The sequence below is a fragment of the Pandoraea apista genome, assembly GCF_001465595.2.
Classification (GTDB): Bacteria; Pseudomonadota; Gammaproteobacteria; order Burkholderiales; family Burkholderiaceae; genus Pandoraea; species Pandoraea apista.
Genome location: NZ_CP013481.2, coordinates 4963890 through 4988820, shown reverse-complemented (window position 1 = coordinate 4988820; position 24931 = coordinate 4963890). Strand labels below are relative to the sequence as shown.

Sequence of the window (24931 nt, the reverse complement as noted above, 5' to 3'; positions counted from 1 at the left end):
GGAGCGCCTTTCTTTTATGTCGGTTCGATTCGCGGTGCCCGGGGCTCAGTGCCGCTGCCCGCAAACCTTGCATTCCGGATTGCGAGCGCAGTGCATGGTGTGCCAACTCATCTTGCGTCCGTCGAGCATCTGGAGTCGGCCAACCAGCGGCACGCCAACGCCCGTGATGAGTTTGATGGCCTCTGCCGCCTGCATGCTGCCGATGATGCCCACGAGCGGCGCGAGCACCCCCATGGTGGCGCAGGCCTGCTCGGGGAACGGCTCGTCTGCGGGGAAAATGCATTCGTAGCAGGGCGACACGTCGTTACGCACGTCGAAAACGCTGATTTGCCCGTCGAAGCGTAACGCTGCGCCGGAGACAAGCGGGACACCGGCGGCCACGCAGGCGCGGTTGACCGCATGGCGCGTAGCGAAGTTGTCCGAGCCGTCGAGTACCACGGTGGCGTTGCGCGCCAGGGCCGTGAGCCGTGCTTCGTCCACGCGTTCGTTGATGACGTCGACGACCACGTCAGGGTTGATTTGTGCGATGCGATCGCGCCCCGAGATGACCTTGGGCCGCCCCACGCTCTGCGTGTCGTGGAGGATCTGGCGCTGCAGATTGGTGAGATCGACGTCGTCGTCGTCGATCAACGTGATGTGTCCGACGCCCGCCGCCGCCAGATAGAGCGCTGCGGGCGAGCCGAGGCCGCCCGCCCCCACGATCACGGCATGGGCGGCGAGCAAACGCTCCTGCCCCTCGATACCGAGTTCGTCGAGCAGAATGTGGCGGGAGTAACGGAGCAACTGATCGTCGTTCATCGCTTAGCGCAGAGGAATAAAAAAACCGTGCCGGCTTTCGCGGGCACGGTTTGTAGTGTAAGGCCGATGCTTACTTCTTGTCCGCCGGCTTGGCCGGTACGACGGTGTCGGTCTTCGGGTCGGTCTTGGTCCCCGCAGCCGGGGCCGCAGCCTTGGCGGCGTCCTTCGGCAGCGGACCGGCATTCGCCTCCAGACGCGACTTCGTGCGCTGGACCGGTTCGCCCTTGAGCTGATGGACAGCCTGCTGGAGCATGAAGTCGTCGGCGCTGCCCAGATCCGGCAAGCGTTCCTCACGTTCCTTCTTGCGCTCTTCCGGTGTCTTCTTCGCGTTCTCTTCCTCGAGGCGGCGCAGTTCTTCCAGACGGCGGGCTTCGCGAGCGTCGATTTCCTTCTGCTCGTCAGGCGTTTGCGTGTTGTGCAGATGGTTCTGGTAGTCGATTTCTCGCGTGACCAGCACGTCGTCCGGATCGCCCTTCGGATTCTGGTCGACCGGCACGTCCGGCTTGATACCGATGGACTGGATCGAGCGGCCGCTCGGCGTGTAGTAGTACGCCGTGGTCAAACGCAGCGCGGTGTCCGGCGACAGTTGACGTACGGTCTGCACCGAGCCCTTGCCGAAGGTCGTCTTGCCCATGATCAGCGCGCGCTTCGAATCTTGCAGCGCACCTGCCACGATTTCCGAGGCCGACGCCGAGTAAGCATTCACCAGCACCACCATCGGCACGGTCTTCCAGAAAGCGGCCTCGCCCTTGAGCGGATCTTCCGGGCTGGCCGACAGGCGATAGTTGTCGAATGTGGCCGTGTACTTCTGCTTGGCGTCTTCGATCTGACCGTTGGTCGTTACCACCGTGGCACCTTCCTTCAGGAAGGCTGCGGATACGCCGACTGCGGACTGAAGGATGCCGCCGCCGTTATTACGCAGATCGAGCACCAGACCCTTGAGCGGTTGATCCTTGGCCAATTCCTGAAGCTTCTTGGCCAGATCCGGCACGGTGCGTTCCTGGAAGCTCGTGATGCGCACGTAACCGATACCCGGCTCGAGCATCTTGCCCTTCACGCTCTGCACGCGGATTTCCGCGCGCACGATAGACACCGGGAAGGTGCGCTCGTCCGCCTTGCGGAAGATCGTCAGCGTGACCTTGCTGCCCGGAGCGCCACGCATACGCTTGACTGCCTGATCGAGGGTCATGCCGCGCACGGGTTTGTCGTCGATGCGGGTAATCAGGTCGCCGGGCTTCAGGCCTGCCTTGAACGCCGGGCTGTCTTCGATCGGGGAGATGACCTTCACCAGGCCATCTTCCTGCGAGATCTCGATGCCGAGGCCGGCGAAGCGGCCGCGCGTCTGCTCTTGCAGCTCTTTGTATTCTTCCTTGTCGAGGTACGACGAGTGCGGATCGAGGCTCGACACCATGCCCTTGATCGCCGCAGTCAGCAGTTTCTTGTCGTCGACCGGTTGCACATACTCACGCTTGATCTGGCCGAACACTTCGGCCAGCAGGCGAAGCTGTTCGAGCGGCAATGGCGTGGTAGCGCTTTGTGCGGAAGCCTGCGAGAACGCGAGGGTGGCTGCCGCACCGGTCGCGAGGCCCAGCACGATCAGGCCGATGTGTTTGAGGGTTTGGCGCATATAGGCGTGGAAATTCCGGATTTTTCGGGGCGCCCGCCAACGGGCGCGCGCACTTTGGCGAAGTATAACCGTTTGCCCGCAGGGCGGGCATTGCCCATTCGACAGGGACTTTTCCCGAGTGGTTCTACAAAAAGTTCCGTTCGACGCACGGTTTTGACGGGATTTTGGCTGTGCGCCTTCCGATAGTGCGTGGCTTTTACCGGCAGAACGCGCATTGGCCGGCGACAAGCGGCAGAGAAAGCGACACCCGAACACCGTCGAAATCGTGTTACGGGGTATTACGGGCGAGGGGGTACGGGGGGCGAGGGGGATGCGCACCGCGCGGGGCGGTGCGCCGGGTTCCGATTGTCGCGTTGGGCGACAGCGGGAGATTACTTCGACTTGCCTTGCGCAGCCACGGCGGCCAGTGCGCCGGCGATCTTCTCCTGATCGCCCAGATAGTAATGACGGATCGGCTTGAGATCGGCGTCCAGCTCGTACACGAGCGGCGTACCGTTCGGAATGTTCAGGCCGGCGATGTCATCGTCCGAAATGTTATCGAGGTGCTTGATGAGTGCACGCAGCGAATTGCCGTGCGCGGCGACGAGCACTTGCTTGCCAGCACGTACGGCCGGGGCGATCGACTCGTTCCACAGCGGCAGCACGCGAGCCACGGTGTCCTTCAGGCACTCGGTCAGCGGAATCTCTTCGCGCTTGAGCTTGGCGTAACGCGGATCGTTGTAGGAGCTGCGTTCGTCGTCTGCGGCCAACGGCGGCGGCGGCGTGTCGTAACTGCGGCGCCAGACGTGAACCTGGTCGTCGCCGTACTTGGCCGCGGTCTCGGCCTTGTTCAGGCCGGCCAGGGCGCCGTAGTGGCGCTCGTTCAGGCGCCAGCTGTGCACCACGGGAATCCACATCTGGTCCATGACGTCCTGCACGTGCCACAGGGTGCGGATCGCGCGCTTGAGGACCGACGTGTAGGCGAGATCGAACTTGAAGCCGGCCTCGGCAAGCAGACTGCCTGCCTGGCTGGCTTCCGCCACGCCCTTTTCGGTCAGATCGACGTCGACCCAGCCAGTGAAGCGATTTTCCTTGTTCCACGTCGATTCGCCGTGGCGGATGAGAACGAGCTTGTACATGAGTAAACTTCAGTCAGAGTTGGAAAGCGGGGGCAGCCGACGGGGCGGGGGCAAAGCTCGCAGCGCCTTGTGCGACAAGGCCCGGCAAGGGCTTTGCGGCGGCAATTCAGGAACATTTCGGGCCGCAGCGAAGCGGCCGCCGACGTCCGGCGCAGCGATTGGCAACGCAACCCGTCGGCGCAATCACGGATTATTTTATAATGATCGGATTCTTTTGATCTTTTTCAGGTGGTTTGTGAAGTTCTTTTCCGATTACACCAACCTCGCGCTGATCGCGATTGCCCTCGTTTCGGGTGGCATGCTGGCCTGGCCGGTCTTCAAGCGCGGCGGTCGCGGACTGTCGACCCTTGAAGCGACCCAGCTCATTAACCGTAAGGGCGCTGTGGTGCTCGACGTGCGTTCGGGAGAGGAATTCGCCGCCGGCCATTTGCCGTCCGCGCGAAACGTGCCGCTCGACGACGTGGAGCAAAAAGTCGCTCAGGTCATCAAAAACAAGGCGGCACCGGTACTGATCGTGTGCAAGAGCGGTCAGCGCTCCGCGCGCGCTCAGACGCTGCTGCGCAATCTTGGCTATGCTGAGGCGTTCAGCCTTCAGGGCGGCATTACCGCCTGGCAGGAAGCCGGCCTGCCGGTCGTCAAGTAATCGAGGAGTTGCAAGTCATGCCGAAGATCGTGATGTACAGCACGCAAGTGTGCCCGTATTGCCAAATGGCGGAACGCCTGCTGCGCCAGCGCGGTGTTCAGGACATCGAGAAGATCCTGATCGACAAAGAACCCGCGCGCCGCGAAGAAATGATGACGCGCACCGGCCGTCGCACGGTGCCGCAGATCTACATCGACGAGCGTCACATTGGCGGTTACGACGATCTGTCGGCACTTGATCGTGCCGGTGGCCTTGTGCCGTTGTTGCAAGCGGCCTGATACCCCCTAAAATAGTGCGCCCAGCCGCGCGCCTGCGCGGCTGTCTTATACCCAAGGAAACGAAATGTCCGACCAGAATCAGCCGTTTTTCAGCATCCAGCGCGCTTACCTGAAAGATCTGTCGCTCGAACAGCCGAATTCGCCCGCGATCTTCCTCGAACAGGAGATGCCGACCGTTGAAGTGCAACTGGACGTCGCTGCCGAGCGTCTGGCCGAGGAAATCTTCGAAGTCGCCGTGATCGCCACCGTGACGGCCAAGATCAAGGACAAGGTTGCGTTCCTGGTCGAAGGCAAGCAAGCCGGTATCTTCGAGATTCGCAACGTGCCGGTCGAGCAGCTCGACCCGCTCATCGGTATTGCGTGCCCGACGATCGTGTACCCGTACCTGCGCGCCAATGTGGCCGACGCTATCAGCCGTGCCGGCTTCCAGCCGATTCACCTGGCCGAAGTGAATTTCCAGGCGTTGTACGAGCAACGTCTGGCGCAACTGGCCGAGCAACAAGCGGCCAACGGCGAGACGCCGGCCCCGGGCATCGTAATGCCCGATGGCTCGTCCGCCCAGACCCACTAAGCGCTTGCGCTTGATCGACGCGACGGCCGGCGGGGTGCTGGCTTTCGCGTCGAGGCCTCCTTCATGAAGATTGCCGTATTCGGTGCAGGTGCCTGGGGCACCGCAATGGCGAGTCACATGGCAGCACGCCATGATGTTGTCCTTTGGGCGCGTGATACCGCGCTGATAAAGCAACTGACTGCCTCCCACGAAAATTCCACCTATCTCCCCGGTTCCGCGCTGTCCCCCCGTTTGCAATTCGAAGCCGATTTCGCGACGGCGTTGGCGCACGGCACGGGTGAGCACGCGTTGTGCGTGGCTGCCGTGCCTGTCGCCGGGTTGCGCGCACTGGCCGGCCATATGGCGCTCGCCGCCCGTCCGCCGCAGAACCTTATCTGGCTCTGCAAAGGTTTCGAGGCTGACAGCGGGCTGTTGCCGCACCAAATCGTTGCCGAGGTTTTCCCGCAGGTTGCGGGTGGCTCGCTTTCCGGACCGAGCTTTGCACGCGAAGTCGCGCAGGGGCTGCCGGCCGCGCTGACCATCGCCAGTGGCGTGCCGTCGTTGTGCGAATTGACGATTGCTGCATGCCACTTCGGCGCGCTACGCATTTATTCGAGTGACGATCTCGTCGGTGTCGAAGTAGGTGGCGCCGTTAAAAACGTGCTGGCGATTGCTACGGGTGTCAGCGACGGGCTGGGCCTGGGGCTCAACGCCCGCGCGGCGCTGGTCACGCGCGGTCTGGCCGAAATGACCCGTTTGGGCGTCGCCTTGGGCGGCAAGCCCGAGACGTTCATGGGCCTTACAGGCATGGGCGACCTGATCCTGACGGCGACCGGCGATTTATCGCGCAACCGCACCGTGGGCCTGCAATTGGCGACGGGCAAGTCGCTCGATGACGTGTTGGCGTCGTTGGGGCATGTGGCCGAGGGCGTGCGATGCGCACGCGCCGTGCGTGATCTGGCCCATGCGCATGGTGTCGAAATGCCGATTACCGACGCTGTGTGTGCGACATTATTCGACGGTTTGCCTGCCCGCGCGGCGGTGGAAGCCCTGCTACGGCGCGATGCGCGCGCCGAACGTGAGGACGACGCGGGTTAAGCGCGTTACCGCATGTCGGGCCGGTGGTGCGGTATCGGGCCTTGCATCGTTTCCCGGTTTCCCGGTTCCCCGGGGGAACGTGGAGCGCCGACAGGCCATTTCTCCGGTGACGGAGTCCCGTCGCCGGCACTCGCAACAAGGGAGGTCAGCCCATGTCGCAAGTTGTCCGTCTGCACGCCTATCAAGGCGACATCACACAATCCCCGGTCGACGCTATCGTGAACGCCGCGAACGAATCGCTGCTCGGTGGCGGTGGCGTCGACCGGGCGATCCACCACGCGGCCGGCCCCGAACTTCTGGATGCCTGCCGCAAACTCCAAGGCTGCTCTACGGGGCAGGCAAAGCTCACGCCGGGGTTTCGTCTCAAGGCGAAGTTCGTGATTCACACGGTCGGCCCGGTATGGCACGGCGGCGCGGGCGACGAGCCTGCGTTGCTGGCCAGTTATTACCGTGAGAGTTTACGGCTGGCATCGGAGCAGGGTTGCCGCAGCGTGGCATTTCCTGCGATCAGTTGTGGCGTGTATGGCTATCCGGCCGAACTGGCCGTGCCATTGGCCGTGTTCACCGTGCGCGACGCGCTGCCCCACTTTCCGAATATCGAGCGGGTGGAGTTCGTTTGCTTCGACGCGCCGATGTTGGCTCGCTATCAGGCGGAACTCGCCAGTCAGGATCCCTCGGCGTAACCCTGTTGACGCCACGCTTCGAAGACCACCACGGCGACCGTATTCGACAGATTGAGGCTGCGGTTGCCGGGGCGCATCGGCAGGCGCACCCGTTGGGTGGCGGCGAACGTGTCGAGCAATTCCGGCGCAAGTCCGCGGGTTTCCGAACCGAAGATGAACCAGTCACCCGGCGCAAATGACAACTCCCCAAAGGGGCGCGAGCCGCGTGTCGTCAACGCAAACATCCGCGTAGGGTCGGGTGTCTCGGTGCTCAGAAACGCGCCCCAGTCCCGATGGACCTTCATCTCCGCGTACTCGTGATAGTCGAGACCTGCGCGGCGCATGCGAGCGTCGTCCAGCGGAAAGCCAAGCGGTTCGATCAGATGCAGACGCGCACCCGTGTTGGCACACAGGCGAATGACGTTGCCGGTGTTCGGCGGGATTTCGGGCGAAACGAGAACGACGTTGAACATGAGCGTGGGGGCGAAGTTATTCGGAAAACGGTGTGCGCAATACGACAGCCGCAAGTACATGCGTGGCGCCTGCTTGCTTGAGCGCGGCGGCGGCCGCGTCGCAGGTCGCGCCGGTGGTCATGACGTCATCTATCAGCACGATGCGACGTCCTTGCACGCGATCGCTCGCGAGAAAAGCGCCGCGCAGATTGTGCCTGCGCGCCTCGCGAGACAGACGCCGTTGTGCGATAGTCGTTCGGTCGCGCCGCAGCATGTGGGCACTGGCCGGCAGATTCGCACGACGCGCCGCCACCCGCGCCAGTTCCCAGGCCTGATTGAAGCCACGCAACGCGAGGCGCGAGGGTGCCAGCGGCACGGGGACCAACAGCGGCGCAGGATCAGCTCGGGCCGCTAGTGCATCGCCGAGCCGTTCGCCGAATTCTCGGGCGAGCGGCAGGGCGCCATGGTATTTCAGACGAATCATCAGTGTGTCGAGCGGTGCTACGTAGTCTGCGAGCGCCATGGTTTCGTCGAACGCGGGCCGATGTCGCAGGCATTGTCCGCAGACATCGTGGGATTGGGTGCGGCAAATTGTCGCACTTCCAGCGTTGGGTGTCGTGACGTCGTGGGTCGGATTTGTCAGCGAGGGCAGTGCTGCGGCGCATTGGCGGCAGCGCCGCGGTGCACCGGAACGGGCGTCGTCGAAGGCTTGCGAGCAATCGATACAGAGTTGCCGCGCAGCACGCCGATGGCAGATCGCGCAGTGATCCGGCAACGCCATGCGCAGCAATCCGCCGGCAAGTCTGGCGAGCGTGGGGAAAGTGGCGCGAAGGGTAGGCAAGGCGATAGCGGGCACGAGGTGGTGTGACGGGCCAGGCGGGCCAGCACCGTCGTGGCGCGGGACCGGACGAGGTCCGGCGTCGCATGGCAGTGCCCGATGCATTCGGGCAGCAACGAGTATACTGCCGACTCGCCTTTTTGCCCGTCCCATGAAGCCCTCTCCCGCTCCCCAAACCCCGTTCTCGGCGTTCTCCGCCCGCTTTTTGCGCACCGCGTTCGATCGCCGTGCGCCGAACTGGCACGAGGCTGATTTCCTGATGCGGGAAGTGGCGTCACGGCTTGCGAGCCGGCTCGATTACATCAAGCTCAAGCCCAAGCGCGTGCTGGACGCAGGTTGTGGCACCGGCGGCGATTTGCTGAGCTTCGGCGAGCGTTACCCCGACGCTTATCGCGTGGGTCTCGACGCCTCGTTTGCGATGGCCAAAGCGGCGGCGACGGCAGGGGCGACGACCGGCTGGCGTCGACTGCTGCGCACTGCGCCGCCGTATGGCGTGGTGCAGGCCGATTTTTCGGCGCTCCCCTTTGCCCCGCGAACGTTTGATCTGGTGTGGTCGAATCTCGCGCTGCATTGGTATCGAGAACCGCATCGTGTCATTCCCGAGTGGCACCGTGTGCTGAGCACAGATGGCTTGCTGATGTTTTCGGCCTATGGCCCCGATACGCTGCGCGAATTGCGTACGGCATGGGCGGAAGTCGACCACGTCGCGCATGTGCTCGAACCGACGGACATGCACGATCTGGGAGACATGATGGTGGCGAGCGGTTTCGATACGCCTGTCACGGACATGGAGCGCCTGACCCTTACGTTCGAATCCCCGGATACGCTGTTGCGCGACGTGCGTCTGCTCGGCGTGAATCCGCTGCCGGAGCGTCGCCCCGGGCTCACTGGGCGGTCGCGTCTTGCGGCTCTGCGATCGGCGCTTGAGCGTCAGCGCCGCGACGATGGCACGATCGCGCTGACTTTCGAACTCGTCTACGGCCACGCCTGGAAAACTCCTGAAAAAACCGATGCGGCCGGCAATGCGGTCGTTCGCATTCAGGATATCGGGCGTGGCGGCCGCCCTCGTTAAGCAAGCTCCGCGCACGCGGTTTCGGCACTTGCCCTCGCGCTCGACGCGCTAACCGGCAAGTCCCCGTCTCTCTCGATCTCATCGCCACAGGGGGCGGCAGAACGCCCCCAGTCAGTTCCCAAATACGTCGCCGCATCCTGCGTCCTACACGACTATGCAGGTGTTCCGCGCTCGTTCGGTTCGCTTAAATGACGCTTCACGGCGTGATGAGCGAATGCCGAATGCCAAATCTCTGAGCTTCCGAGCTTCCGAGCTTCCGCGTTTCATTACGGGCTGCATTCACTTCGCCTCTCCACGCCATCGCATCGCCCTCGGGCGAGACTTCGGGAGGTAGGTTGTGGGGTATGAGCACGAAACATTGGCGGTCCCGCGGCAGGCCGGACCCGGCGCAAGCGAGAACATGCACGACGGCCCGCCGTTGCGTGTCGGTGGCACATTCCTGCAACCGACGGCCCCCGTCTTCACGGCGATTGACGGTCTGTGTTCCGCCACAGTTCACCTGAAGCTGGAAGGCCTGAATCCGGCCGGCTCCATCAAGCTAAAGACTGCGCTTCAATTGATAGAAGATCTGGAAGCGGCGGGCCGCATTTGCACGAACACACAGATCGTCGAGTCATCGTCGGGAAATCTCGGCGTGGCGTTGGCCATGGTTTGTGCGAATCGGGGCTACCGATTCACCTGTGTGACCGATCCCAATACCCCGCGTCAGGCCGTCCGTGCCATGCAGGCAGCGGGGGCGCAAGTGGTTCGCGTGGAGCGGCGCGATGCGCAGGGCGGTTACCTTGGCACACGCATCGCGTGGATTCAGGCGCAAGTGGCGCACGACGAGCGATGGGTATGGGTCAATCAATATGCCAATCCCGGCAATTGGCGGGCGCACTACCGTTGGACAGCGCCGGAAATCTTCGCCGCCTATCCTGACGCCGGCCATCTGTTCATTGGTGCGGGTACGACCGGCACGTTGATCGGGTGCTTGCGCTACGTGCGAGCGCATCGACTGCCCACCCGTGTCATCGCGGTCGATGCGGTCGGTTCTGTCACGTTCGGCGGCCCGCCCGGACCGCGACGCATCCCCGGGCTGGGGACAAGCCACCGCCCGCCGTTGTGCGAACTCCTTGATGTCGAGTCACCCGACGCCATCGTCCATATCCCCGAAGCGGAAACGTTGCGCATGTGTCACCGGCTGGCCGCACGCGGCTTGTTGGCGGGCGGGTCCACGGGCAGCGTGCTGCGGGCGGTGCAACTGTCGTCTGCGGACATTTCAGCGAACGACACGGTGGTCGCCATTGCGCCGGACATGGGCGACAAATATCTGGACACCCTCTACGACTCCGACTGGGCTGCGCTATGGGCTGGCGATCGTTTCCGCGCAGCGCACGGCGCTTCGCACACCCTCGACGCCGTGAGGCCCTCATTGCCATGAACGCCTTGTCGCTACCGCAATTTCGCGTGTTCACCGGTGAGCAGATCGACGCGGCCATCGGGGAAGACAAGTCAGCCGTTCTCGATACGGTCGAGGCCGCATATCGTGCCCACAGCGCTGGCCGCACGGTGAATCCGGAAAGTCAATTTCTCCGGTTTCCCGGCGGGCGGCGCAATCGCATCATCGCGCTGCCGGCGCACATTTGTGACCACGATGACAGCGAAGGGGTGACCGGCATCAAGTGGATATCGAGCTTTCCAGAAAACATCGAACGTGGCATGCCGCGCGCATCGGCTGTCCTTATCCTGAACGACCCGTCAACCGGCTATCCGATGGCGTGCATGGAAGCGAGCATCATCAGTGCCGCGCGTACGGCGGCGAGTGCTATCAGCGCGCTCCGCTGCCTCGCGGGCAATACGTTTGCCAGGAAGGAGTCGTCACCGAAAGGCCTGCGCGTGGGATTTGTGGGGGCGGGGGTTATCGCACGTCATGTGGCCGAGTGTCTGCCGCTCGCAGCGCTGCCGATCGGCAACGTGAAGGTGCACGATTTGAACAATGATTACGCGACGTCGCTCGCAACCCGAATCGGGAAGCACCCCGGCTACGACGCACGCCCGGAGGCATTACTCGAAGCGACCATTCGTGAGTCGGACGTCATTGTGTTCACGACGACGGCCGCATCGCCATATCTGGACAACGCCGATTGGTTCTCGCACTGCCCGATCGTGCTGCATCTCTCGCTACGCGACCTCGCGCCTGCGGTTGTGCTCGCGTCTTACAACGTGGTAGATGACATCGACCATTGCCTGCGCGCAATGACTTCGCTGCATCTCACGGAAACCGAGACCGGCCACCGGCGTTTCGTCACGACTTCGCTGCCGCACTTGCTATGTGGCGATATACCACCGGCGCATGACCGGCCCATCGTGTTTTCACCCTTCGGTCTGGGCATTCTCGACATCGCCGTCGGCCGCTGGGTCTACGACCGGTTGGCGGCACAGCAGGCGCCCGTTCCCCGTTTTTTCTACGATATGCAACGCGCATGACCTCTGTCTCTACCCGCCCCTCGTTTCACTCCGCTCACCTCCCTTCGCAGCCCGCGGCAGGCTTCGCCGACGTTCTCGTCGGCCTGCAATACGGCGATGAAGGCAAGGCGAAAATCATCGATGCGCTTGCGCCAGGTTACGACGTGATCGCTCGGTTCAACGGCGGCGCCAATGCCGGGCACACCATCGATACGCCCTCCGGACGCATCGCACTCAAGCAACTGCCTTCCGGCGTATTCCACCCACACGCAATGCTGTACATCGGATCGGGATGTGCCATCAACCCCTGGAAGCTGGCCGACGAGATCGAACAGTTGCGCGAGATGGGCATCTCGCTCGAAGGCCGGCTGCGTATCAGTGCGCGTGCTGCGCTGGTACAGCCGCACCACATTGCGATGGACCGCCGCGCGAGCGGAATGATCGGGACCACGGGTAATGGCATCGGGCCCTGCTATGCAGATCGGGCCATGCGCGTGCGCAACGATACGCGTGTCAATTTGATGCTTGGCGACCTGCTCGCGAACGAGGCAGACACCGTGGCTTCGATGCGCAATGTATTCACTCGCATGATCAATGCGGAAGGCGGCACCTCGCCCTGGATCGCTGAAATGTCGGACATGCTCCTGAGCTTGCCGAAGGTTTCGGAAACCTTGCGTGATTACATCGAGACGGATCGCGGATGGCTCATCGATCGTGTGAGGCATGGTGCCAATGTACTGTTCGAAGGGGCACAGTCGGTGTTGCTCGATGTCGTTGACGGCAGCCAGCCGTACGTGACATCGAGCCATACCGTGCCGGCCTATGCCTATGTGGGAGGTGATCTCTCGCCGAAGTATCACCGTCGAACGATTGGCGTGGCGAAAGCGATCATGTCGCGTGTCGGGCGTGGCCCGTTTCCGTCCGAGCTGGGTGGCGAGCGTTCGGCGCAGTATTGTCATGACGCATCCCAGAAAAGCGTTGGTGCAGCAGAGGAGCAAGTGCGCTGTACCGCTGAACAACTGCTGCGCTCCGACGACCCGTTCGATGTCGGCATTGCCCTTCGAATACTCACGGGCGAGTACGGGACGGGGACTGGCCGGCCGCGACGAATCGGCATGCTGGACCTCGCGCAGTTGCGCGAAGTCGTCAAGGCACATGGCGTGGACTGCGTCTATCTCAACAAGGTCGATTGTCTGTCGCACTATTTTCATTCGGCGTATCAAGGCATACCCATGCGTGTACATCGCGACGTGCTGTCCACCGATCCCCTACCGGACGTGTTGATTTATCCCGGGCTGAACGAACATTCGCTCGCGCTCGGGCGGGAAGGCGCACTCGATGCTGCGATGCATGGTTTCGTCGATTTCGTCGAACGTCACATCGGTGCTCCGTTGGCGGGCATTGGACTTGGGCCGGAACGGGCCAGTCTGGTTACGCTGGCCGCGCATGCCGTCTCGCCTGTCACCTCTGCGTCGCCCCGTGTCTGACTCGAATCTACCGGACGATGAGGTGCTCATCGCTGGCGGAGGGGCGGGCGCGCTCGATCGAGCGCAACAGCCGTGGCAGGAAATCGCGGCCGTCACACGTTGTGCGGCGGAGGCGCCGTTCCCGCCACTTCGACCCGATCAGTTGTTCTTCAACGTGATGCTGATGCCGTATGCCATGCATCCGCTGGTTTGCGCATTGGGGCAGGCAGCCCGACAGCAATTGAGTGCGTTACGGCTGGCGGATTATCTGAACAAGACGGAGTGTGTGGAACTGCACATCGTCAATCGTGCCATTGAACAGATGCTCGGCATGCCAGCGATCGCCTCGGTCAGCCGCGACGACCTGCTGGCGATCTACACGGATGAAGGCTTTCATACATGGATGATGGAGCGTTTCCGCAGGCGTCTGTTGAGTCACACGGGGTACGGATTGACGCAAGGGGTGTCGCCGAGTGTGGTGCGCGTGTTGGCGTTGTGCGAGACGGTGCCGGCAGCGTTCCGCGCGGTGTCCATCATGGCGGCGGCGTTGGTGACCGAAACACTCATTACCGGCACGCTGCGTCAGGCGGGGGCTTGCGACGACGTGTACCCGCCTGTGCGCGCGCTGCTGGCCGATCACGCCGCGGACGAAATGCGGCATCAGGCGGCGTTTGTCCGTTTTGCGAGTGAGTGGGTGCCGTCGTTGTCGGCGGATGCGCGCGAAATCCTCAATGCCCTATTGCCCGACCTGATGACGGCGTTCCTCGCCCCCGACCTGCCCGCGTGGCGAGACCATTTGCGCTCGGTCGGGCTGGATGCTGCCGACGCTGGCCTCGTGATTCGGGAGAGCATCGATCCGCGGGAAGTCGGGGTGCAGATGATGGCGGCGGCGCTCGTGCCGCGACGTCTTTTCGAGCGATTGGGCATGTCGTGTGCCGAGCGTTTTACGCAGCAGGCGACCGGCTGGCGACCTCCTTGAGGGCGGTGCTCGCTGCCCGTCGTCCGTCACCGGTCACGTGGCAGGAACAGTGGCAGGTGCACTGGTTGGCTGACGGCAGATACGACAGGCAATGGGGTGCCGATGCCGAAACATCACGATGACTGAGACACGATCAGGAGAGATGAGTGACTTGCCACTGGCTAGCCCCCGATCTGACCATGAGTGCGGCGGACTATCGCGCGTTGCTCGACGCCGCACTCGCCTTCAAGCGCCGATATCCGCAACACACCGAAGGAGCGTTGCGTGGCCGAACGATCTACTTCCTCTTCTATAACGCCTCACTGCGCACCCGTAGCAGTTTCCAGACGGGACTGTCGAGAATGGGCGGGCACGCCATTGTGCTCGATCCCCAGAACGGGATATACACACCCGCGCTGCCGGAGGCGGAGATTCCGTATTCGACAGAGCGTGTTGCCGACGTGGCGAGAGTGCTCTCGTTATATGGCGATGCGATTGCCGTTCGTATGTACGGCGCACCGGCCGGTTGGGTGTACGGCGCCGCACATCGCCATCTCGAGGCGTTCGCGCAATGGAGCCGCGTGCCCGTCATCAACATGGAGTGCGATCGCTTTCACCCCTGTCAGGCACTTGCGGACATGATGACGATGCGCGAGCAACTCGGCGGCCTTACCGGACGGCGGCTCTGCATCAGTTGGGCGTATTCCGGAAGCTGGCACAAGCCCGTGGCGGTGCCGCAGAGCCTGCTGCTCGCGGCGGTGAAAGCGGGAATGGATGTCACGCTTGCCCATCCGGCGCTGTTGGGTCTCGATCCGCAGGTCATGGCGGCGGCTACGCAGTTCGCCGCGCAAACCGGTGCGAGGGTCCGCGTGACCCATGATCTGCGCGATGGGGTGACCGGCGCGCACGCCGTTTATGCGAAATCGTGGTGCAGTCTCGGGCATTTGCCGGCGCGGCACGGCGATGCTGTGGACGAGACGGCCATGCAGAAGACCTTCGAACGCTACCGGGATTGGCGCATCGATGCCGATGTGATGCACCTTGCCGCGCCGGACGCCGGATATCTGCATTGCCTGCCCGCAGACCGTGGGCAGGAGGTGACGGACGACGTGATCGACGGGGCGTCGTCATGGGTCTTTCAACAAGCCGGTAACCGGCTTCATGCGCAGAATGCCGTGATGGCGCACTTGCTGAATCCCGGGTGCCTTGCGTGACGTCATGCTTCTCATATCGTTATGTGTGTGTGAGGTGCGCGGCACCCCAATCGTGGGGCGAGATTCGCTATCGCTGCCATGAGTGCGGGCAGAATCTGCGTATTCAGCGTAAGGCCGATGGGCAGGCGCCGGCTGCGCAGGATATCGTCGCCATGTTTCGCGGCCGAGGGATGTGGCGATATCGTGCGCTCCTGCCCATCGAAGCCCATTGGGGCAGTCGACTGGTCGTGGGCGGCACGCCAATAATCGACTGCGGCGACGATGGGGGCGTAAATCTCTGGGTGAAGGACGAGGCGCGCAATCCCAGCGGGTCGCTCAAGGATCGCGCGACCGAAATGGTGTTGGCCGTCGCGAAGCGGGCCGGATGCTCGCATACGGTGGCGGCGTCGACAGGCAACGCGGGGGCATCGCTAGCGTGCATCGCCGCCTCGCAGGGAATGTCGGCAACCGTTGTGGTGCCGGCCAGCACGCCCATCGTGAAACTCGCACAGATTCGGGCATATGGCGCAAAGGTCTGCGAGGTCGACGGGACATACGACGATGCGTTCGAGATCGCCGAACGCATGGCCGCCGCCCCAGGTGTGTGCTGCCGCAATACCGGTATCAATCCCTTCACGCGCGAAGGCAAGAAGACTTGCGCATTCGAGATCGCGGAGGCGTTCGACTGGTGTGTGCCGGATTGGGTGGTGGTGCCCACGGGAGACGGCAACATCCTCTCGGGGATCGCCGCCGGGTTCCTCGATCTGCATGCGCTGGGCATTACGTCGTCGGTGCCACGCCTGCTTGCGGCGCAGGCGGACAGTTCGAACAGCATTACGCGGGATTGGCAGCACGACGACGAAAGCGTGGCCTTGCCGCAGTCGCCAACGTGTGTCAGCCCGCAGACCGTCGCCGACAGCTTGTCGGTGAGCCGCCCACGTGATCATTTCGCTGCGCTGCAAGCCTTGCGCGCCACGCGCGGTGCGTGCGTCGCGCTCGACGATGCCCGTATTCTCGCCGCGTCGCAAACGCTGGCGCGGCGCTTCGGCTTGTGGTTCGAACCGTCAACGGCCGCCGGGTACGCCGCATTGCATGCCAGTCTCGCAACCGGCCGGATTCAGCCTCGCGCGCGGGTCGTGCTACTGGGAACGGGCACCGGATTGAAAGCCCCGCATGACTTCGACGGCGTGACACCGGGGCACCCGCAAGATTATGCGGATGTCCGGCTTCGCGGTATCCGCGAAGCTCGCCGTCACCTTCGCGGGGAGGCGCCGGCATGACACGACAGCGCGTCATCGTGCTTGGCGCAGGCGTCAGCGGGCTGACGACAGCCACCACAATGGCATTGGCCGGATGGGACGTTGTCATTCACGCGGCGGAAGGGCCGGCACAAACCACGTCGGCACTTGCCGCGGCAATCTGGCATCCCTTCTATCAGGCACCCGACTTCGTCTATCTCGAACGCGCTCGTCAGACGTACGCGACGATGCGTCGCTTGTCTACCGATACGTCGTCGGGCGTACTCATGCGAGTACTCACCGAGTACTTTCAGCATGACGCAGGCACGCCGTGGTGGGCCGAGTGTGCCAGCGATCTCAGGCGTCTGCCGGAAGCGGATGTCCCGTCGCGGTTTGCGTGCGCCTATCGCATGGCGGTTCCCGTTGCTGACACGGCGACCTACCTTGGCTACCTGATGCACATATTCTTCGAACTCGGCGGACGTTTCGTACAGCAACGCGTAGAGCGTCCGGTCTCGCTGCTCGACGCCGCCGATTACGTGGTGAATTGCTGTGGCTATGGCAGCCGACAGTTCGGCGACAGAGAGTTGTCGCTCTCGCGAGCGATTGTGCTGCGCGCGCGGCGCGATACCACCGTGCGTGGCTGCTTCATCGATGACTCGGACCCGGCCGCACCGACTTATATCGTGGAGCGAGATAACGATATCGTTCTCGGTGGCACCGCCGACCCCGAGATGACGTCGACCGTCATTGGTCAGCGCCAAATCGAGGATATCGTGCGCCGCTGCACGCAACTTTGCGAGGGGGTGGCTGCATTGCACGTAATCGAGGCGCGCACCGGATTCCGGCCAATGCGAGGTGTCGTGCGAGTGGCGCGCGACGAGCGGTATCCGCATTTGCTTCACAACTACGGTCACGGGGGCGGAGGCTTCACGTTGTCGTGGGGCTGTGCGAACGATGTGCTGCGCCTCGCAGGTGCGACAACGGCAAGCTAACGTGTGCCCACTGCATGCCATTCGGGCGCCATAACTTTGGAAGGCGACATGGAACTCGATCCGGCAACGCTCGACGAAGCGAGCATCTACAACTTCATGATGAGTACGATCCTGCCGCGCCCGATCGCTTGGGTGAGTACGGTGGATGCGCAAGGGCGTCCGAATCTTGCGCCATACGCTTACTTCATGGGCGTGTGCTGCGTGCCGATGACGGTGTTGTTCTGCCCGGTTGTGCCGCCCGCGCCGAAACAAAAGAAAGACACGCTGCGTAATGTCGAAGCCGTGCCCGAGTTCGTTGTGAATGTGGCAAGCGCATCGTGTATCGATGCCGTGAATCTATCGGCAGCACCGCTGCCCGCCGGTGAGTCGGAGTTCGACCTGACGGGCGTGACGCCGGTGCCGTCATCGCGCGTGCGGCCGCCGCGTGTGCGGGAGGCGGCGGTCGCGTACGAGTGCCGGGTGCGCGACATCATTGAGATCAGTGCCGCGCCGGGCGGAGGGTGGGTCGTGCTCGGCACGGTGCTGGCGGCGCATGTCGACGACGCATTGCTCGACCCCGTCACGCATCAGGTGGATTTACAGGGTTTGCGTCCGATAGGGCGATTGGGCGGTGGATCGTTTGTGAATGCCGCGACCGATACCTTTACGTTGACGCGTTACAAGACGCTCGCTGACCTTGCTGGGCGGAAGTGACCCCGTGAGGGCCCGTCGAAGCGAAGTCGTCGAGCAGTCCGTAATCGCTGGCGAGCTTGGCCGCCCGGTGGCGGCTCGAAACATCGAACTTGCGCATCGCGCTGCGCAAATGGAAGACAACGCCATGCTCGGAGATCGTGAGAATGCGCCCGATTTCCCACGAGGTCTTGCCGCGTACCACCCAACGCAAACACTCCCGTTCGCGTGGTGTCAGCATCGGGGCATCCTGGCGCACGGTGTCGCGTTGCACGATACGCCAAACCGCCTCATGCACATGCATGGCGAGTACCGCTCCGCCGTGCTGTATCCATGTGTGCGCACCGGGCGTGCGCGGATCCCGGGGCGGATTGCGGGGTGACGAGAGACTCAATGTCCCCGATGCGCCCGACGGGGCGAACACCGGATACGTGATGCCGGAGCGCAATCCCGCCGCGCGTTGATCGCGAAGTAGTTGTCGGGCTTCGGGGGACGCGTACAGCGCGGGTATCCATTCGACGGGGGTGAGCTGCCTGCGGGCACGCGAGAGTACCGGGTCGATGGTGGCGTAATGCTGCGCGTCGTAACGTTTTTGCCACGCGTCGGGAAGGTTGCCGAGTTGCGGTGTCGCGAGCTTTCCGCCCGGCAACGGGAAGTGCCCGCGATAGCTGAAATAGCGCTGCCTGAGTGAGGTGCATAACGACGGCAACAAGCTACGCAAGGCATCGAAATCGGTGACGGCGTGCAAGGCGCTCAGGCCGTCGGCAAACGAGCGGGGAGTGATGCAACGCGTGGCACGCATGACAGATCAATGTAGGGAACATGTTTCGCTTGTAGCATGCGTGATATCGACGCGCGCATTGAGGGCGCCCGGGGGCGCGCGTGGAGGCCTGTCGCGTGGCCGCGTTAGCGCGCCGTTGTCGGGCGCGACATAACGTCGCATGTGAAATTCGATGCAACGTCTAGTGTGGATGGATATCGGACGAATCCCGCACCGCAGCGAAGGTGTTGACGTGTGGGATCTGTCGCGCGATTCGGGTGAAGGGCGTCTGACGATGGGGGAGCATCGATCTCGGGGGCGTGTGTTTCGGGTATTCAGGACACCGCAACGAGTCGCGTCGTGTTGCAATGTGTCAACCAACGACGCATAGGGAGTATCCCGTAGTTGTCCGCGTGCCGAAATTTACGGCTAGGGGAATAACCGGATTTCCCTTTTGCATCAATGAGTTCAGGAGGATGCTATGGCGCGGCAAATACTCGGTATCAATGTTGTCGCCTGGAGAATGCGCGTTCTATAATGCGGCAGTTTGTCGCGGCCCGGACGCAACTGGTTCCCGGCCGTCGGACATGAAAGACCCAAAATGCCCCACGGGTGACGGCGATGCTCGCAGCCTCTTCTTCCGACGTCGAATCGATGACGAAGGAATGGACGCACAAGCGCAACTGCGCGATATCGCCGCGCCAGTTTGTCCTGTTCTACCTGTCGTTGGCCGCCGTGTCGCTGGGTGTTGCCTTGATTGCGGCGTGGCGCGGTGGGTGGTTGGTCTTGCCGTTCACAGGCCTGGACTTGCTCGTGGTGGGCGTTGCGTTCGTCATTCATGCCCGGCATGCCACAGATTACGAGGTCATTCGGTTGTCGCCCGTGAGCCTTGTGGTCGAGCAACGTTCAGCACAGAGGTTGACGCAGTACGAGTTCAATCCCCGCTGGGTGCGCATCGACATCGAGACGCCGCCACGTACGCGCATTGTGTTGCGCTCGGGGAGCCGCTCGGTCACTGTCGGTGCCTATCTTGCGCCGCATCGCCGCGAAACGTTTGCGCGCGAGCTGCGCCGTTGTCTTGCCCAACAGGCCTGAGAGATGGAGACGATCTCGGGCGACCGCCAGGGAGGATTTGGATGGTAATTTTGGGTAAGGAAGCTATGAAAAAAACGAAACACGCCTTGGCGGCTTTCCTTGCGGGCGCCTCACTGCTCGCCGTCGCTCCGGCAATGGCGGCGGCGGTCACGGACATGCCGGGGGGGCCGGCCGTCAACGAACTCAACTTCCAGCCGCCGGTCACGAAACTCGCGGAAGAGCTTCATAGCCTTCACACCATGATGCTGATCATCTGTCTGGTGATCTTCATTGCGGTGTTCGGCGTGATGTTCTATTCGATTTTCAAGCACCGTAAATCCAAGGGTCATCAACCCGCAAATTTCCACGAAAGCACCACTGTCGAGGTGATCTGGACAGTCGTGCCGTTCATCATCGTGATTCTGATGGCGCTGCCCGCTACGAAAACCGTGGTGGCGATGAAGGACACGACCAATGCCGACATCACGATCAAGGTGACGGGCTATCAGTGGAAGTGGGGCTACGACTACCTGAAGGGCGAGGGCGAGGGCATCAAGTTCCTCTCCACGCTCACCACGCCGCGCAGCCAGATCGACGGTCAGGAACCGAAGAGCAACACGTATCTGCAGGAAGTCGACAACCCGATGGTCGTGCCGGTCAACAAGAAGGTGCGCCTCATCACCACGGCCAACGACGTCATTCACTCGTTCTACGTGCCCGCGTTCGGTATCAAGCAGGACGCGATTCCGGGCTTCGTTCGCGATACGTGGTTCAAGGCCGAGAAGGTGGGCGAGTATCGCGGCTTCTGTACCGAGCTGTGCGGTAAGGAGCACGCGTACATGCCGGTCGTGGTGAAGGTGGTCTCGGAAGAGGATTACAACAAGTGGGTCGATACGCAGAAGAAGCAGATGGCTGCGTCGGCCGACGACCCGAACAAGACTTACACCGTGCAGGAACTGATGGAGCGCGGCCAGAAGGTCTACGCATCGAATTGCGCGGTGTGCCACCAGCCGAACGGCAAGGGCGGCGGCGCATTTCCGGCACTCGATGGCGGCAAGATCGTGACCGGCCCGGTGGCAGACCACATCAGCATCGTGCTGCACGGCAAGAATGCGATGCCTAACTGGTCGCATCTGAACGATGTGGAGCTTGCGGCCGTCATCACGTTCGAGCGCAACTCGTGGAGCAACAAGACCGGTGATGTGATTCAGCCGGCGCAGGTGCGCGAAGCGCGTGGCAACAAGTCGGCAAATGCCGCAGGGGCTGCCGACGCTGGCGCAGCGAAGAACAGTTAAGTGCCGTTCGACCAGTTCGAGGAAGGAGATTGGGTATGAGTTCCATCGCTCACGATCACGTGGCGGGTCACGACGATCACGCGCACGACCATCCGCACGGATGGCGTCGCTGGCTGTTCGCGACGAATCACAAGGACATCGGCACGATGTACATGATCTTCTCGTTTGTCATGCTGCTCTCGGGCGGCGTGATGGCGTTGATGATCCGTGCGGAATTGTTCGAACCGGGCCTGCAGTTCATTCGTCCGGAGTTCTTTAATCAGCTCACCACCATGCACGGCCTGGTGATGATCTTCGGCGCGATCATGCCGGCGTTCGTCGGGTTCGCGAACTGGATGATCCCGCTGCAGATCGGCGCGTCGGACATGGCCTTCGCGCGTATGAACAACTTCAGCTTCTGGCTGCTGCCGGTCGGCGGTCTGCTGCTGATTTCGTCGTTCCTCGTGCCGGGCGGTGCCACGGCGGCGGGCTGGACGATGTACGCGCCGCTGTCGGTGCAGATGGGCCCGGGCCAGGATCTGGCGATCTTCGGTGCACACATTCTGGGTGCGTCGTCGATCATGGGCGCGATCAACATCATCGTGACCATTCTGAACATGCGCGCGCCGGGCATGACGCTCATGAAGATGCCGATGTTCGTGTGGACGTGGCTGATCACCGCCTATCTGCTCATCGCCGTGATGCCGGTGCTTGCCGGTGCGATCACCATGCTGCTCACGGACCGTCACTTCGGCACGTCGTTCTTCAACGCGGCGGGTGGCGGCGATCCGGTCATGTATCAGCACATCTTCTGGTTCTTCGGGCACCCGGAGGTGTACATCATGATTCTGCCGGCGTTCGGAATCGTCTCGCAGGTGATTCCGGCGTTCTCGCGCAAGCCGCTGTTCGGCTATAGCTCGATGGTGTACGCCACGGCGTCGATCGCGATTCTGTCGTTCATGGTGTGGGCGCACCACATGTTCGTGACTGGCATGCCGGTCACGGGCCAGCTCTTTTTCATGTACGCCACGATGCTGATCTCGGTGCCGACCGGTGTGAAGGTGTTCAACTGGGTCGCCACCATGTGGAAGGGCTCGCTCACGTTCGAGTCGCCGATGCTCTTCGCTGTCGGCTTTCTGTTCGTGTTCACGATGGGCGGCTTCACCGGCCTGATGCTCTCGCTGGCGCCGCTCGACATTCAGATGCACGGCACTTACTACGTGGTGGCGCACTTCCACTATGTGCTGGTGGCCGGTTCGCTATTCGCGCTCTTCTCAGGGTTCTATTACTGGGTGCCGAAGTGGACAGGCCACATGTACAACGAATGGCGCGGCAAGTTCCACTTCTGGGGCTCGCTCATCACGTTCAACGTGACGTTCTTCCCGATGCACTTCCTGGGGCTGGCCGGCATGCCGCGTCGCTATGCCGACTACCCGGCGCAGTTCACGGATTTCAACCAGCTCGCGACGATTGGCGCGTTCGGTTTCGGCCTGATGCAGGTGTACTTCCTGTTCTTCGTCGCACTGCCGACGTGGCGCGGTGGCCCGGCCGCCGAAGCCAAGCCGTGGGACGGTGCGGAAGGCCTGGAGTGGACGGTCCCGAGTCCGGCGCCGTTCCATACGTTCGAGACGCCGCCTAAGGTGCATTGAACATGGCGGCCAGTCCTGAACAACGGGCGAAGAATCTGCGCACGGGGCTGATTCTTGCCTCGGTCGTGGTGGTTTTCTTCGTCGGCGTGATGATCAAGACCAAGCTGATGGGCGGTATCTGATCCGGACGCCTCGCCCTCGCGGCGGGGTGGCCGGGGACGCGGCCCCACGGCAAGGGACGCAACGCAGAGCAACAGACGGCACCGAGCGGGTGCCCTCAAGGCGAATATGGGCGGTTTGCGACGAATCAATGTGCGTACCTTCAGCAAGTTGCTGCTGCTGGTCGCAGTGATGTTCGGTTTCGGCTACGCAATGGTGCCGTTTTACCGCGCATTCTGCGATCTCGTGGGCATCAACCAGTTGGGGGATCGCACAACCGAGATCGCGGCGCGCAATTCGCAGGTCGACGAAAGCCGCACGATCACTGTTGAGTTCGACGCCAACGCGCAGGGACCGCTGCGTTTCAAGCCGGCGAAGAGCAGTTTGACGGTGCATCCCGGACAGATCGCGACCATCGAGTACGAAGTGGCGAATCAGCAGCCGCATGAGGTGCGAGCGCAGGCGATCCCGAGCTATGCCCCGGCGCAGGCGGCGAGCTACTTCAAGAAGATCGAGTGCTTCTGCTTCACGCAGCAGACACTCAAGGCCGGAGAGGCCAAGGAGTTTCCGGTGGTTTTCGTGGTGGACACGAAGCTGCCCAAGGATGTGAATACGATCACGCTGTCCTATACTTTTTTCGATCTCGGCAAGAACGACGCCAATCAGCGCGCAGACGCCACCGCGGGCGCGCAAAGCGGCGAGTTGAGTGCAGGAGCGGCAGGAGGAGGCAAGGGCAGCAATGGATGACCTTAAGGAGGCGACCCAGCGCAAGCTGTCATTCGTCCAGACCATCAATGCGGTGTTCTGGTCGTTTTTCGGTGTGCGCAAGGGGCGCGATCACGACCGCGACATGGCGCAGCTCAATCCTGTGCACCTGATCGTTGCGGGACTGGTCGGGGGCATCCTGTTTGTCGTGGCGCTGGTGCTGTTGGCGAAGCTCGCCATTCGGCTCGCGACGTGAATGGCATAGACAAAGAGAACCAAGCCTGGAGAGATAAGAATGAGTGGTCAACACCAAACGGCGCCTTACTACTTCGTGCCGGCCCCCTCGCGTCACCCGGTGAGCTGCAGCGTCGGCTTGCTTGTGGTGCTCGGCTCGGCCGCCGCGTGGGTCAACGGTCTATCGTGGGCACCGTGGACGGCGCTGGCCGGCCTGCTGTGGGTGCTGTGGGTGCTGCGCAGCTGGTTCGGCGATTCGATCGCGGAGTCCGAGGGCGGGCTGTACGGCAAGCGCATCGACGTGTCCTATCGCTGGGGCATGAGCTGGTTCATCTTCTCCGAGGTGATGTTCTTCGCAGCGTTCTTCGGCGCGTTGTTCTACGCGCGCACGCTGGCAATGCCATGGCTCGGCGATCTCGACAACAAGCTGCTGTGGCCCGATTTCACCGCCGTGTGGCCAAACGCCGGCCCGGCCGGGGTGGTCGATGCTTTCGAGACGATGGGCCCGTGGCCGATCCCGACGCTCAACACCGCACTGCTGCTGACCTCGGGGGTCACGCTCACGATCTCGCACCACGCCTTGCGCGCCAACCATCGCGGCAGTGCGATCTTCTGGCTGTTCGCCACGGTGGTGCTGGGCTTCGTCTTCCTGGGCTTCCAGGCTTACGAATATCACCACGCTTATACCGAACTGAACCTGAAGCTCACCTCGGGCGTGTATGGCTCGACGTTCTTCCTGCTCACCGGTTTCCACGGCTTTCACGTGATGCTGGGCGCAATCATGCTCAGCGTCATGTTGATTCGTCTGATGAAGGGCCACTTCACCCCTGAGCATCACTTCGGTTTCGAAGGCGCGGCGTGGTACTGGCACTTTGTGGATGTGGTCTGGCTGGGGCTGTACGTCGTGGTCTACTGGCTCTGACGTCGAACGCGGCAAGACGATCGGGACGCCGCCGGATTCCGGCGGCGTTTCCATTTGCAGGGGCTGGCATCACCCGATAGGGCAGTAGGGGCTTTGCCGGCAAAAGTGCCG

The 24931-nt window shown here is 62.6% G+C and carries 26 protein-coding genes and 1 pseudogene; 21 read left to right on the top strand and 6 right to left on the bottom strand.

The window, feature by feature from the left end; translation table 11 throughout:
• Positions 1-45 precede the first annotated feature (45 nt).
• From AT395_RS22545 to gpmA, 3 genes are all read right to left on the bottom strand, one after another.
• A complete protein-coding gene (locus AT395_RS22545) occupies positions 46-798 on the bottom strand; it encodes a HesA/MoeB/ThiF family protein (protein WP_048628591.1) in 753 nt (250 codons plus the stop codon).
• Between the two features lie 70 nt (positions 799-868).
• Positions 869-2425, bottom strand: a complete 1557-nt coding sequence (locus tag AT395_RS22540; protein WP_058375254.1) for a S41 family peptidase — start codon at positions 2423-2425, stop codon at positions 869-871.
• A gap of 371 nt (positions 2426-2796) precedes the next feature.
• A complete protein-coding gene (gene gpmA / locus AT395_RS22535; protein ID WP_042114253.1) occupies positions 2797-3543 on the bottom strand; it encodes a 2,3-diphosphoglycerate-dependent phosphoglycerate mutase in 747 nt (248 codons plus the stop codon).
• A gap of 235 nt (positions 3544-3778) precedes the next feature.
• On the opposite strand from gpmA, the gene AT395_RS22530 reads away from it, so the two are divergent.
• The 5 genes from AT395_RS22530 to AT395_RS22510 all read left to right on the top strand — a co-directional run bounded on the left by AT395_RS22530 (position 3779) and on the right by AT395_RS22510 (position 6795).
• Positions 3779-4186, top strand: a complete 408-nt coding sequence (locus tag AT395_RS22530; RefSeq protein ID WP_042117785.1) for a rhodanese-like domain-containing protein — start codon at positions 3779-3781, stop codon at positions 4184-4186.
• 17 nt (positions 4187-4203) lie between these two features.
• Positions 4204-4464, top strand: coding sequence for a glutaredoxin 3 (grxC, locus tag AT395_RS22525; protein WP_042114255.1), 261 nt, complete (start codon positions 4204-4206; stop codon positions 4462-4464).
• A 64-nt stretch (positions 4465-4528) separates the two neighbouring features.
• Entirely contained in the window at positions 4529-5035 is a 507-nt protein-coding gene (gene secB / locus AT395_RS22520) for a protein-export chaperone SecB (RefSeq protein ID WP_010804753.1), read from the top strand.
• Positions 5036-5098: 63 nt separating this feature from the next.
• Entirely contained in the window at positions 5099-6112 is a 1014-nt protein-coding gene (locus tag AT395_RS22515) for an NAD(P)H-dependent glycerol-3-phosphate dehydrogenase (protein ID WP_048628593.1), read from the top strand.
• A gap of 152 nt (positions 6113-6264) precedes the next feature.
• Positions 6265-6795 (top strand): O-acetyl-ADP-ribose deacetylase, encoded by a 531-nt coding sequence (locus AT395_RS22510; RefSeq protein ID WP_048628594.1) that lies wholly within the window; start codon positions 6265-6267, stop codon positions 6793-6795.
• Here AT395_RS22510 and trmL read toward each other — a convergent pair.
• Complete coding sequence (gene trmL / locus AT395_RS22505; RefSeq protein ID WP_042114258.1) at positions 6777-7247, bottom strand: tRNA (uridine(34)/cytosine(34)/5-carboxymethylaminomethyluridine(34)-2'-O)-methyltransferase TrmL; 471 nt, start codon at positions 7245-7247, stop codon at positions 6777-6779. The two genes, AT395_RS22510 and trmL, sit on opposite strands and share 19 nt — an antisense overlap.
• Positions 7248-7263: 16 nt before the next feature.
• Positions 7264-8067 (bottom strand): ComF family protein, encoded by an 804-nt coding sequence (locus AT395_RS22500; RefSeq protein ID WP_167370748.1) that lies wholly within the window; start codon positions 8065-8067, stop codon positions 7264-7266.
• 148 nt (positions 8068-8215) lie between these two features.
• On the opposite strand from AT395_RS22500, the gene AT395_RS22495 reads away from it, so the two are divergent.
• The 9 genes from AT395_RS22495 to AT395_RS22455 all read left to right on the top strand — a co-directional run bounded on the left by AT395_RS22495 (position 8216) and on the right by AT395_RS22455 (position 18127).
• On the top strand, positions 8216-9136 hold the full coding sequence (locus AT395_RS22495; protein ID WP_048628595.1) for a methyltransferase domain-containing protein: 921 nt from the start codon (positions 8216-8218) through the stop codon (positions 9134-9136).
• Between the two features lie 400 nt (positions 9137-9536).
• Positions 9537-10559, top strand: a complete 1023-nt coding sequence (gene sbnA / locus AT395_RS22490; protein ID WP_048628767.1) for a 2,3-diaminopropionate biosynthesis protein SbnA — start codon at positions 9537-9539, stop codon at positions 10557-10559.
• Entirely contained in the window at positions 10556-11605 is a 1050-nt protein-coding gene (gene sbnB, locus AT395_RS22485) for a 2,3-diaminopropionate biosynthesis protein SbnB (protein ID WP_053086344.1), read from the top strand. Before sbnA ends, sbnB begins: the two co-directional genes overlap by 4 nt.
• Entirely contained in the window at positions 11602-13071 is a 1470-nt protein-coding gene (locus AT395_RS22480; RefSeq protein WP_048628596.1) for an adenylosuccinate synthetase, read from the top strand. Before sbnB ends, AT395_RS22480 begins: the two co-directional genes overlap by 4 nt.
• Positions 13064-14029: a diiron oxygenase gene (locus AT395_RS22475; protein WP_167370747.1), complete on the top strand. Its 966-nt coding sequence runs from the start codon at positions 13064-13066 to the stop codon at positions 14027-14029. Before AT395_RS22480 ends, AT395_RS22475 begins: the two co-directional genes overlap by 8 nt.
• Before the next feature lie 146 nt (positions 14030-14175).
• Positions 14176-15222 (top strand): ornithine carbamoyltransferase, encoded by a 1047-nt coding sequence (locus AT395_RS22470; protein ID WP_125347390.1) that lies wholly within the window; start codon positions 14176-14178, stop codon positions 15220-15222.
• 152 nt (positions 15223-15374) lie between these two features.
• A complete protein-coding gene (locus AT395_RS22465; RefSeq protein WP_082164738.1) occupies positions 15375-16481 on the top strand; it encodes a threonine synthase in 1107 nt (368 codons plus the stop codon).
• The gene (locus tag AT395_RS22460; protein WP_048628600.1) at positions 16478-17434 is read left to right on the top strand and encodes an FAD-dependent oxidoreductase; all 957 of its coding nucleotides are present in this window, start codon (positions 16478-16480) and stop codon (positions 17432-17434) included. The genes AT395_RS22465 and AT395_RS22460 overlap by 4 nt, the downstream gene beginning before the upstream one ends.
• A 48-nt stretch (positions 17435-17482) precedes the next feature.
• Positions 17483-18127 carry a flavin reductase family protein gene (locus AT395_RS22455; protein ID WP_042114268.1) on the top strand — a complete coding sequence of 215 codons (645 nt, stop codon included), beginning with the start codon at positions 17483-17485 and terminating at the stop codon, positions 18125-18127.
• On the opposite strand, the gene AT395_RS22450 is transcribed toward AT395_RS22455, so the two are convergent.
• On the bottom strand, positions 18078-18905 hold the full coding sequence (locus AT395_RS22450) for a helix-turn-helix transcriptional regulator (protein WP_048628601.1): 828 nt from the start codon (positions 18903-18905) through the stop codon (positions 18078-18080). The genes AT395_RS22455 and AT395_RS22450 overlap by 50 nt on opposite strands.
• Before the next feature lie 579 nt (positions 18906-19484).
• Between AT395_RS22450 and AT395_RS22445 the strand changes: the two genes are divergently transcribed.
• From AT395_RS22445 to AT395_RS22420, 7 genes and pseudogenes are all read left to right on the top strand, one after another.
• A complete protein-coding gene (locus AT395_RS22445; protein WP_042114269.1) occupies positions 19485-19958 on the top strand; it encodes a DUF2244 domain-containing protein in 474 nt (157 codons plus the stop codon).
• Between the two features lie 41 nt (positions 19959-19999).
• Positions 20000-21229 (top strand): annotated as a pseudogene (gene coxB, locus AT395_RS22440) (cytochrome c oxidase subunit II); the annotation flags it as partial.
• Positions 21230-21267: 38 nt separating this feature from the next.
• Positions 21268-22860: a cytochrome c oxidase subunit I gene (ctaD, locus tag AT395_RS22435; protein WP_042114271.1), complete on the top strand. Its 1593-nt coding sequence runs from the start codon at positions 21268-21270 to the stop codon at positions 22858-22860.
• A 2-nt stretch (positions 22861-22862) separates the two neighbouring features.
• Positions 22863-22982 carry a cytochrome oxidase small assembly protein gene (locus AT395_RS26190; RefSeq protein WP_216359977.1) on the top strand — a complete coding sequence of 40 codons (120 nt, stop codon included), beginning with the start codon at positions 22863-22865 and terminating at the stop codon, positions 22980-22982.
• Between the two features lie 106 nt (positions 22983-23088).
• The gene (locus AT395_RS22430; RefSeq protein ID WP_042114272.1) at positions 23089-23706 is read left to right on the top strand and encodes a cytochrome c oxidase assembly protein; all 618 of its coding nucleotides are present in this window, start codon (positions 23089-23091) and stop codon (positions 23704-23706) included.
• Positions 23699-23920, top strand: a complete 222-nt coding sequence (locus tag AT395_RS22425; RefSeq protein ID WP_042114273.1) for a DUF2970 domain-containing protein — start codon at positions 23699-23701, stop codon at positions 23918-23920. The genes AT395_RS22430 and AT395_RS22425 overlap by 8 nt, the downstream gene beginning before the upstream one ends.
• Positions 23921-23959: 39 nt before the next feature.
• Entirely contained in the window at positions 23960-24820 is an 861-nt protein-coding gene (locus tag AT395_RS22420; protein WP_039365480.1) for a cytochrome c oxidase subunit 3, read from the top strand.
• Positions 24821-24931 lie beyond the last annotated feature (111 nt).